The following is an 11,908-nucleotide window of genomic DNA, read 5'->3' as shown; positions in this document are numbered from 1 at the left end:
CTTTTTATTAAGAATCCTGATCGGTGATAAATTGCAGGTATCCGTCGTGCAGGCTGGACGTATATCTGTCGAAGTTAGCCGTGGTGGTAGCTTTGGTGAGGGTATACCCCTGCCAGGAGAAACCGGCCGATGAAGTTCCGGGGTCATGGACTGTACTTTGCCACCAGCTCCAGATACCAAATTTGGCGCTCACTGGCAGATAGGTGAGCGCGTCGGCATGTACCGGTTGTCCCGCCATACTGTCCGAGGGTTGAACGGCAGACAATACAGGCCCCGCCCTGAAAGTGATGTCCAGTGAAGATAATGGCTTGTCTACAAATTCTTCCGGTAGTTTCACTTCTTTCACCGGCAATATGCCGGTAAAGGCGTGTATGGATGCCCGTGGGTCGGCCAATACGGTGAGGTAGACCGGGTCGGCGTTGTCAAACGACAGCTGAATATAATTCCCATTATCACTGTCCAGCGGCCCTATCTGCTGCAGATAGTTGTCCGAGCTGTCCGGTGTTACCACACAGTTGAACCGGTCATAGTTTTCTCCCTCAAAGTAGCCTATCACGCCGTCTTCCCTGGAAGCCTGGTCGCCCAAGCGCACATCAAAAACACAGGCGCCCAGTGGGGAAATATGGGGGTCTGGCGGTATATCTTTGAGGGGAAAAGGCCAGTCCTCACTTTTTAATGGCTGTCCGTTCAGTTTCAGTTGCAATGTGAGGGCCACCAGTGCCAGCGGACGGCCGATGAACAGCGACAGGTCCTGGTGGGTGCGTTTGCCCAGGGGATCTACGGTCCATAAGGTGCTGTCAATGGCTTTCAGAAAGGCATTGAATGTGGTGGGCGTTTTCGCTGTCAGTGCTGTTGCAAAGGCGCCCAGCTGTTTTGACCGGCTACCCACGTCCGCCAGGGACGCCAGGTTGTTGTTGGGAGGAGGCGTCCACTGGATATGCATCCCGTTCACATCGGCCAGCAGCAGTATTTCACCGGCGTTGCTGCCGTCAGGGAAAAACAGGAGGAGTGATTTGTCGACATGGTTGACGACCACCCATCCGCATATAGGGTTCACGTCGGAAGTGACGCCCAGTATATTGCTTTTGTCGCGGTAGTCTGCCAGTAACATATTTAACCGGCTTGGCTGCAGTACCCGCGGAGGCACCTGGAACGGCGCATTGATGCCGGCAGACAGTTTATGTTCTACAGCAAACGCGGTATCTACCATCAGTGGAAAACTGTCTGCATCAAATACACCACCGTCGGTAGGCTGCACCAGCTCCAGTATCCTGCCGAACTTATCATATATGATCAGCTGCGTGAAATAAAATTCACCGCCTCTTACCTGGTGAAAAGGAAACTCGCTGGCCCCGTTTTTATTAATGGCGGGAAGAGCATTCACCCGTCCCTGGGCAAAGGATGGCGTATCGAAAGGATATACATGGGTATCATCAGGATATCCCATGATCTTGGAATACGTCAGCTGTTGGTTTTGATAGGTAAACGTGGCGTGGCCAGGCTTGCGGAATAGCCTTTTATCACGCTGGGTCAGGTAATCGTTGGTGTCTGCCAGCTCCTGGGAGAGGAACAGCCACTGGTCTGTATCGTTAATTTCTTTCCACAGATCGTCGAGATCACCGTCATTATATTGCTGGGCAAAGGCTTTAAGGCGTGCGCCGAAAGTCATTTGGGTATGGGTGCTCAGGGTGGCCTTCCCCGAAATAATGTACGGTGTTCCCTGTCCCTGCGGAGAAGCGATCATTTGATAATCGCTACCATCGAAGGTCCAGTTGGGAGTGTTTTGCCACGAAAAAGGGACAGGGGTATGCGTCAGTTGCCATTCCACAAACAAAGGACTCCATTGCTGCTGCCATTCGCTCAGGTCCAATGCCGGCAGAACGCCCGTGGTATAAGAGGTAGATTGATGGGCTTTCATGGCATTATAAACGTCGTCTGACGACAAGCCTGTTTTTTGTGCAATCTGCGCCGCGTTGGCAGGATCGAGCAGAAAAAACTCCGTATAGAGATCCTGTACATTGGCCGGTAACTGTTGCGTATTCGCTAATGCCGGGATGATGCTTCCCAGTGTTGAAGCATTGATTTGCTGATAGTCTACGGTAAAGGACTGTATCAGTTGTGAAGGGAGCCTTACCTGCAGGGCTGTTTCCGGGTTGCCAAGCGTATCGGGGGATACCCCGGAAATAACGATGTTGGGGTTGTTGGGTAGCCAGTACCGGGGCTGTGCTACGGCTTTTAACACATAGCCGGCGCTGATCTGTTTACTTTGGGCGAAAGCGGTAATGCCCGCCTGTAAAGCATCCTGTTGATTGGCAATCCCTTGTTGGGGCTGCGGCACCCTGGGAAGCAGGTCGTTGACAATTTTCAGTTGTGCCAGCACCAGTCCCAGCGAACTTGTCGGGTTACCCGGGTCGAGATAGGGCTCCAGCTGATCGGCGGATACGTTCGGCCAGTTTTTGGTGGCATCGTAAAAAGAACGTTGAACGGAATGATATTTCCACCACACGGCGTTCAGGTCCCACTGCAGGCTGACAAGCTGCGTGAGCGCATCATCGAGGGCCTGCTGGTCCTGGTTGAGTTGTTGCAGCCAGGCGGCATCGCTGGCGGGAATCTGATAGCCCGTAGCCTGCCGATTTTCACTGGCTGGGACAATCTTCCAGCGGTTGCCACCGAAATGGGCATTGAACCATGCCTGCTGTATTTTCTCGTCTACCAGCTGGGTACCGTTTGCGTTATTGAGTTCGGGTAACAGGTCGAACTGAAAGGCACGTAACATTTCAAGGGTATTGTGCGAGTTGGTGTACCCCGGGGTGTTTTCCAGTTGTGTGGCCACCAGCGTGCTGAACGCTTCCAGCCCGGTGTTGGCAACGCAAACGGACATATGTTTGGAGCTACGTAGCTTTTGCAGTTCGTCATTGTCCGGTGGTTGTTGGGCGGTAGCATTCCAGGGAAGATTGAACGACATGCCGCTGTACAACGTGATGTTGCTGTCACCGGCGCTTTGCCCCTGCGCCAGTTGCCAGTTTAATGCAGTCAATACCGCATCTGCCGTCGCTTCGCCTGTAAATCCCGTGTTGCCGGTGACGAGGATGTCGCTATTGGCGTCGGCATACCAACCGGTAACCATATAGCTGAGCGAGGTCGTATCCGGTACGCCTGCGAGACTGTCATAGAAAGACAATACACCCAGGTTAAACCCTATGTACCCGCTGAAATCTGCATTGCCCGGCCCCAGTGCTGTGATGAACATGTTTTCCGGATACGCTTCTTTCCATGCGGATAAATCAACAGTGTTGCCTATGTTGAGATAATAAGACTGTGTATCGGAATTATCCCCCTGGTCAAAAGGGACAAGGAACGCACTGTTTCTGTTGGTATCGCTGCTGCTGGCCCAGTTGTTTTTTACGGTATCGTTGACAATAAAATAGCAGTTGTTGGGATCATTGCCGGGGCTGGGACAATCGGCCTCCAGTATCCATGTTTGTTGTACATTGTTTCCATTGACGTCCCGGTGTATCCGTACAATAAGCCAGCGGTTTGGAATCAGCGGAAAATCGCTGGTACTACCGGACTGGCCTACACGTAGCGACCGTGGCAAGGTCCAGTGCAGGTAGGCTCCTGTGCCTGGCATAGTATGGCTATCGGTAAAGGCCGGCGGTTCAGCTGCTGACCAGGTTTTACTTCTCATGGAAGCATAACTGTAATACCATAGTCTGAACTGGTCCCTGTCCATCAGGGCGGTGTTGGCGAGCAGCACATCCAGTTCCATGGGAACGATAACGGGGGCATTCATACGATTGATTTTAAGGTTGACTTTGGAACACTACCGCTTCGGCTGACTTCATCATCTGAAGCGCCAGGGTACCGGCGGTTAGCTGCCCGTTGGGCGGCGGTGTTTTTAAACTGGTCATCGAGCGCTGCAGCGTTTGTACGAGGCCGTTAGCATCTTCCGGTGCGATGTTCAGCACATGGCTTTCCGGGCTCCGCATACAGTATTGTTGTTTCCCGGACAGGTCGCGGACCCGTACGGTGCCCAGCTGCTGTCCCAGGGCGGTATCTCCGGATACGGTATTTCTGATAACGGCGTATCCTTCGTCATCCACGCCAAAGCAGAGCGTTTCTGCAGGTTCGCTGAGGGTAACGTTGTTGGGCACCCCGTTGAAAATGCATAACAACAGGTTTGGCGCGAGGTGATCTGTCCGGATAATATTAAGGGAGTTATCGTTTGCATCCCGGGCGCGGATGACCAGGGTGGGCCATGCCTTTACCATGTCCGACCTCAGCAGAAAGCCGCTCATGACGTCCGCTGGCTGGGTGTCCGCAATTTGTTTTCCTGTTAGCTGCGATCGTATCCTGCCTGCTTTCTGCCGGGCCGCCGCTCTGATTTCCGGCATTACGATATCGTGCAGCAGCTGGTTTTTGCTGGAAGTGATACCGAAGCTCATGGCCCCGTCGATCGCAGCATTCAGCCAGTTGAGGTCTACATAAAAAAAACGCAGTGACTCGTTGGGGAGCAACCGCTCGTCGGCGATCAGTTTTCTGAATGGAATAGGATAAAGGAGTTTTACTTTGGCCATCCAGTCGGACAACGCTCCTGAAATATCCGCTGCAAGCTGCTGCAGGCGCTCCTGCACGTCTTTGCGTCCGAGGAAATTGCTCAGCTGTTGCTGAGGGTCGGGGGCCGCTTTTTTTGTCCTCGTCACTGTTGTACGTGTGCCGGGCAACTTTGTGGCTGTATCGCCCATATCCTTTATCAGTTGAGGCGTTAACAGTGATTTTAGCCTTTCCTGTACAGTGGAATAGGGGTCAGTATCTGCTATTGCCTGTGACGCGAAATGCGGAGAGGTAGCACGGTGCATCAGTTTGTCGGCAATCAGGTTCAGCTGCTGCCGGAAATCCGTTACTTTACGCAGGAACGCTGCATCAGCCAGTGCTATCTCCCTGCCGGTTTCCCAGGCAGCAGCCAGTGTAACGTCAAATATGCCGTGTGTTTTATCAAATATCAGCGCGGCATCTGCTGTTGGGTAATGGGTGTTGGAGGGAGTCGGCAGCAATGGCGTCAGCGGCCCGCGGTACCAGGCAAAAGTACTTTCGCCGCTGCGGGTTTGCCAGGGGAGTGGAAGGTAACCATCAGCGACCCGCTGGCGTACCACCGTATTCACGTTCGTATTGGTATCCGTCGGCACAGGGAGCCGTAACCATAACAGTGACGGGTCTACGTTGTTGCCGCTTTTTTCCCGGGCGACCAGGTTCTCCGCCAGCATACGGAAGCTATAGCCGTCGGCCTGGGACTGAAACGTCCAGCTGGCCAGGCTTAGCAGCACTACACTTGAATAGCTGCTGAGATCAACCTTTGGGTGAAGGTATTCCTCCATGCCCTCCAGTGACACCAGGTGCACGATGTTCTTTAGCTGTGTTTGTTGCCCTGCGGGCGACAGGCAGAAACGGTTGGCGGCCACTACGGAGAAGAGACCATGCTCATTGATACCCCCGATGGCGCAGTTGTCGGTATTGATCCTGCGGATATGAGAGAGATAGGGAAGCTCGTCGAGTCCCGGCGCGATAGCCTGGAAAACAGCGGCAGACATGCTGATCGTTTTACAGCTGCTTTTCGGGTCAATATCATCTTCACGGGTAATTTTGGGCATTAATACGCCGCTTTGTCCCTGCTGAAATGCAGCTACAGTGGTAGTGGTGGATTTATCACCGGTATCGTCCCCTTCATTGAGCTCTGTTTCCTGGAATACCATGAGCGCCAGCCAGGGCGTAGTAGGTTTGTCCATCGCCCTTTCCCAGGGAAGTCCCGCGTCTTTCAGGACAATGTTGGGAAGCACTTCACTGTATTTGCCGCTGCTGCCGGGAACGGGGTACATGCTAACCACCTGCGCTTTATCAATAAAGTACTGTGGCGCTGTTACGGTGAATTCCTGCACGGTATCCACGCCATCTGTATCCAGCTGCTGGTGGTCATTATACACTGGTTGCCGGACGGTAATGTAGTAGTTACCGGCATCGATGGAGGGAAGGTAGTTGTCGATCAACTTAATGTCTCCCACGGGGATATCGTCTGTCAGGCTGTTTAGGTTTTTCATAATCAGTTGGATTGTTCCATTGGAATGTCAACGAATAAGCCATTGGCGGTAGCGCCCATCTGTTGCATACTGTCATTGCTGCCGGTGTAGAGATTGTCCTGCTGCAGTTCGGCGAACAATGCATTCCTGGCAGCGGTCAGCGTAGTCCCGATGGTGCTGATGTCAGCCAGTGTGGTGCTGCTGGTGGACGGCGTATAGTCGTTGTTGTAAGCATGCGATTTACTGAGTGGATTTTGCGGGTTGTCCGTCTGGCAGATGTATTCATTCAGAAGCAACCGCATCTGAACGATACCGAAGGAGTAACCTGGCTTAGGGGCCGGCGCTTCTACGGTATAACCGGTGAGTTGATTGTCCACCGTATCGGCGGAGGGAGTGGATGGCGCCTGTACAAATTGCCCTTTTTCTATGGTGGGCTGTCCCCATAGCGTGGCGGCTACATTCCCGTAGTTGGCGGTGAACGTCCAGCCGTCAATACTGATAGGGTTGCCGCCAGCGCTGTTTTGTGTGATACGCAGATTATGGACGGCGGTAGCCGTAGTGATGTTCATTGGGCGGATATTGATATTGGAGGCGCCGTTTACCTGCTGTTCGCTGCTATTGCCATAAGTGAGACTGGTAGCGGGGATCATGCTTTTGGTGGTAAACTGCAACCTGCCTGACCGCAGGAACCATACTTTGGTAGTGGGGTGTTTGGGCGTGTCGCCGTTATAGACAATGTCACCTGTAGCCGTATCTTTTTCCAGTATGTTCGTTAACCCGTCGTTGGCGATGATCGTACAGCGGTCTTCAGGCTGCGGCAGCATTTGTTTGAAGTCATCCCAGGCCAGCACTTGTTTGTTGCTATCCTGGGCGCTGTCAGATCCGATTCTGATTTTAAAGGTGACAAACACGACATGCACCCTTACAATACCACCGATCGGCGGTCCCCACATGTCCACTGCGGCTCCCACGCTGGCGCTGAGCGTTTTGTGAATAAACCACACCTTTACGGTAAGCGACACGCCAATTTCTTCCCATATACTGGCCGTAAATGTCAATGGATGCCAGGTAACGAGAAAATTGGCTCCTGCGTCGAACCAGGCACGGAGAGGGCCTGACTGGAACTGTACCTGCAGGCGTCCGCCGGCCATCGCACAGGATGGTGTAAAGGCAAAGTAGGAAGTGCCTTTGATAGACACATCGCCCGATACCTGCCAGTTGAATCCCAGCCGGGCTACTTCGGGGTAGTAGTCAGGAGGCTTGAAGGCAGGGTGATAGCCGCCCGCTGTCAATACAAACTGGCCGGCGTTGGGGTTATCTCCAAACCACAGGTCGAAGGCAAAGCCGCCGGTAAGATGACAGTCTTTGCTCAACACGAATGAATTGCTGGTGAGACTGGCCCCGATCTGCAACGTGCCGTCTTCCGGCTTTAATACTGCGGCCATTTGCAGCTCCACGAATACCAACCTGTCTCCCTCCACCGCTTTTTGTGGTAAGGCCATCCAGGAGAGGCCCAGCAGGGAGAACTGTGTTTCCCGGCCTAGTTCCGCTGTCAGCAGCAGTTTTCCGTTAATGATCTCAAATGAATTGAATGCAACGCCCAGCGCCATCCAATAGTCGCCGCTGTGTGGACTGGCCCACTGCCGCTTCGTTTTGTCCGTTCCCGGTATCTGTCCTTCCAGTACCTGCAGCGTATGCATGGCTACATCCTTCTTACTGCCCGTTGGCGGCGCATCGAGGGCCAGCAACGGAAAGTTCTGTACTTCGTCGAAGGTTGGCAGCGACAACGTTCTGTTAAAGCCAAATCCTCCCATTAACCCGGAGACCATAAAGAAAGGCGGGCCTCCCGGTGGGAAATCGGCGTCCAGGAAGATGAAAAAAGAGGCTTCTCCATCGCTCAGCTGTGCGTAGGAGCCCAGTGCAGAAAGCCCCAGCTGTTGTATTTTGACGATCAGCGCTCCGTCGAATTGAAGGGAAACGCCCTGTGCGAGCTGATCGTCCGGTATGCGGATAAGCGCCCCATCAATGCTAAAAGACGCCGTGGTGAAATCGAAGCTGAGACCATTCAGGCTAAACGAAGGGCTAAATGCACTAAGAGAAGTGCCAATGCCCAGTCCGTCCAGCGCCGCATCAAACGGCCCGATCTTCATCATGGCATTGATATTACAATAGATGACCTGGTCCTTGTAGGCTAAGGAGAGGGAGTCAACATACAGAGGCCCGAGGTTTTTCCCGATCTGGATGGTATAGGCGGTATTGCCGGAACTGATATCCGTTTCACTGGTAGCGAGATAAAAACGGTCCATGACCGCCTTAAAATTGGTAGAGTAGCCGAGCACCGGAAGGGTGACCGGTGTGTCTTTTCCTCTCAGCTCCAGATCGAAATAAAAAGAAATACCTGGAGGAATATTAGGGGGCAGGCCTGTAAATGTAATACCCTGCGGTGCTTTGGAGGTGATGATCAGGTAACCTTTTTTTAAGGTCAGGTCTCCCGTCAGCTTACCGCCTACCAGTGGAATATGTGCGCCGATATCAAATGGTGGTTGAAGGTCGAAACCGGCCATGGCTACAAATTGCCACTGGTTTTCTGTATTCTGGCCAACGAGCTGGAAATCTCCCGTGGTGCCATTGTAATCGAGCGAGCCGGTGATGGTCAGCGTATTTGCCGAAGGGGTGTTATATTGAATCGAGATCGCTGAAAGGGTAATTTCAGGCAGTATGGTCAGATCGATATTGATATCGGAAAAAATACTGACCAGCAGGTCAGTAAGCGGAATGTCTTTGGCTGAACCCTTGAATACGACTTCAGTGTTGTTCAGCTGAATATCTGCGTTCAGGAAGGTATTGCCGATGATGGTGTCTGCCTTTAGCTCATAGGTGGTGCTGCCATCGTATGTAATCAACAGGGAGAATTGTGTACTGAGCATCACATCGAACAAATGCATGTCCAGGGTGCCATAACAGGAACACATATACGAATTTCCCCCTGGGTCTATCTCCAGTGAAAAGTCGGAGAAAATAAGCTCCGCCAGTTCCTGCGGAAAGGTAACTTTCGCATCCAGCTCCTTTATCAGGTCGGTGAAGGAGATGGTGTCCGGGTAAGTGGCGGTGATCGTATTAATCTCCCAGGTGCTGCCTGTGTTGGTGTTATCGCCGGTGCTGATGTCTATGGTGCCGATGAAGTTGCCCTTAAACGTCTGCAACGGAATTTTAGCCGCTATCAGCATATGCACATAGGCGGCTGCCTGGCCGCCGGGATTATCCAGGGTGAAGTTGAGCTGGAAGCTGCTGAGTGTAAATAAACCCAGTTCCAGGCTGCTGTCCGAATATACCCTGAAAGTTAAACCCGGTACGTTGAACCCGCCGGAAAAAGAAAGCAGTAGGATCGCGTCAAAGGTGATGCTGGCAAATGCGCCGCTAAGTACTGCGGGCACAAAATTTTCAAAATGCCAGGAAGCGCCTATCAGCGCCTGGGCGATGCTGCAGGAATTCAGCTGGGTCAAGGTGGTGCCGGCGTTGCTGAGCGGTGTACAGTCCACCTCCGTCGTCAACGACGAGGTATTGTCCAGCAGAAACAACAGGTTGAACATTGGGTCTGTGGCCCATATTCCTGTGACAATGTCCTGCGCTGCCCCGTCAGGATCTGTAATGGCAACTTTCAGCTGAAGGTTGGCCAGTTTAAATTTATCTGTCAGTGAAAGCTGGGAGAGGAGCGGTACCAGCAACGTCATAACGGGATAGGCGGTGGTATTGCTTTTAAAATCGACCGTTCCGCTCAGCGGCAGATTGCCGGAGGGTACGGAGCCGAGTATAACTGCCAGTTTGGGTATTTTACCAACGTCGGTGACGCAGGAGAAATTGAGGCCTGCTGATAATGAAATACTCGTATTGGTGTTGACCTGAAAGGTGTTTTGTGGCGTGGTGGTGTAAATGAAGAAGCCGTCCGATACGGGAAGCAGGGTAAATGGCGGCAGGCTGAGATCGGGAAAGGAGCTGGTCCATTGCCAGGAGGAAGGTAACGCCAGGTTCAGGACAAAGTCTATCGTCTGTGCTGCGTCCACGGTGAAAATCAACTCCTTTACCGGAAGACTGCTCTGGTTTAACAGGTCCGCCTGCCCGGCAGTAATGGTGACCGAATTGTTTTGAACGTCGGGGATGTCGCCGGAGCCGAGGTTTTTGATCGTAATGTATTGGGTAGGAGGCATGCCCAGTACGCCCTGTATGGTGGCTACCTGTGCATCACTGAGGTAGGCGGTGTCCAGCACCACTTTCCGGGAGGCTGAAGCGTCTGCCCTGAGTTTGCTGATCAGTTCAGAGATATCCATTGTTGGTTATTTAGAGGGAAGCGATGATAGCGGCACTATCAGTTATGCATTCATTAGCTGAACATCATATTTACCGTTGAAGGTAAAAGCGAAGTACAGTAGCTTGGAGTTTAGATCTGTATACTGCGTTGCGTCGTTTTCGTTAGACATATACTTCAGCTGAATTTGTTCCGAAGCTTTCATGCGCGCTATTTCTACCGGATCACCCTTCAGGTATTTTTTATTGGATTGAAGTAGTTGCTTGAGGGTAGAGTTGTCGTTGACAGGTATGGGATCTACGCTGTCAATGAGGTTGTACAAGCCGTTTTTCAGCTTTTGAAGTTGTTTGTTCTGAGGAGCGGCGCTGTCACAGCCTTTATAAATAAGGCACTCATAGAAGGCCTTGCACTTGTCCCTCCCCAGTAGGTAGGAGATACTGACATCTTCGCCGGAACAGATGAAGTGGGGACTGAAGTTGATAGTGTTCCCGACGAATTGTTTTATATTCCATAATACTGCCTGTTGAAGGAAATCCGGGCTAATGAAATTTGTTGGTGGGGTATAATTCTCCGTTTTTCTGATACTCCGCAGGCTTTTCTCTGTTTGATATTCTGCCTGGCCGGTACCTCCCAGCGCCCAAACGCCCGGGGTGCTGTTCATTTTGTCTTCAAAAAAACTGAATTCATGGAGGCGGGAAATATAGAGTACATTGTCGTCTATTAACCATGCCAGCGATATACCGGTATTCATGAAGAAGTTTACCACAGCATAGCGGCTGGCGCCAAAACCCAGCATCGGTTTGAATTCTGTCCCCAGTTCATACCCTATCACGGTGATACCGGTATCTTTAAGGTCGGCTGTATAAGTCTGATATTCGTTTTGTTGAACAAAACAATAAAACCCTCTCTGGTCAGCATCTTTCGCGGTAAGGCGATAGGGAAAATACACGGGAATTTTATCGCCGTTGGCGATGGGCGTAAGGTCATCGATGCCGGCGAAGCGCTGGTTGCTTCCCAGTATGCTTAGACCTTTCGCATACATACTTTTTATCCAGGCGCTTCTTCCCGACGAAACAATGGCCATTGGCGGTTTTCTGCCGGCAGCTTTTTCCGTTTGCACTATCTGTTGTATTTTCTTTGCCCGGAACTTCAGCAGGTATATATTCCTTCTGTCCTTTTTAAGAATATTGATCCGGTCAGTAGCGATTTTTTGGATAGTGTCTTTGTCGGCGTTAACATCGACCTTAAGACTATCCTTATCCAGGGGGCGGTATTTTTGATAGATATTCCCCTGAGGGTCATAGCCGGTGTTTATTTGTGCTTTAATGGCCATAATAATGGATTTGAGGGTACGAGCGTTTTAATAGCTATCGTTCTTAACCAGTGAGGGTGTCTGGCTAATGCGGTTCTTAGGTGTATCGTTGCTGATCGGTCCGGAATGGATAGTTATATTCCGTGTATCAGGATTTCATAGGTGGTAGTGATAGTTAGGACCGTTGATTATTTAGAAAATAAGGTCGTCTTGTGAAGCGAA

The 11,908-nt window shown here is 51.7% G+C and carries 4 protein-coding genes; all 4 read right to left on the bottom strand.

Going from position 1 to position 11,908, the window contains the following annotated elements:
• Nucleotides 1-7: 7 nt before the first annotated feature.
• The 4 genes from B5D63_RS30945 to B5D63_RS30930 are packed head-to-tail and all read right to left on the bottom strand — an operon-like array spanning nucleotide 8 to nucleotide 11,707.
• The gene (locus B5D63_RS30945) at nucleotides 8-3,793 is read right to left on the bottom strand and encodes a hypothetical protein (RefSeq protein ID WP_078672745.1); all 3,786 of its coding nucleotides are present in this window, start codon (nucleotides 3,791-3,793) and stop codon (nucleotides 8-10) included.
• 10 nt (nucleotides 3,794-3,803) lie between these two features.
• On the bottom strand, nucleotides 3,804-6,092 hold the full coding sequence (locus tag B5D63_RS30940) for a hypothetical protein (RefSeq protein WP_078672744.1): 2,289 nt from the start codon (nucleotides 6,090-6,092) through the stop codon (nucleotides 3,804-3,806).
• A gap of 2 nt (nucleotides 6,093-6,094) precedes the next feature.
• A complete protein-coding gene (locus B5D63_RS30935; RefSeq protein WP_078672743.1) occupies nucleotides 6,095-10,396 on the bottom strand; it encodes a DUF6603 domain-containing protein in 4,302 nt (1,433 codons plus the stop codon).
• Nucleotides 10,397-10,438: 42 nt separating this feature from the next.
• A complete protein-coding gene (locus B5D63_RS30930) occupies nucleotides 10,439-11,707 on the bottom strand; it encodes a hypothetical protein (protein ID WP_078672742.1) in 1,269 nt (422 codons plus the stop codon).
• Between the last annotated feature and the right edge of the window lie 201 nt (nucleotides 11,708-11,908).

Origin of the sequence: Chitinophaga eiseniae, assembly GCF_900167135.1 — a bacterium.
GTDB lineage: Bacteria > Bacteroidota > Bacteroidia > Chitinophagales > Chitinophagaceae > Chitinophaga > Chitinophaga eiseniae.
This window is presented reverse-complemented; position numbering and strand designations above follow the sequence as displayed.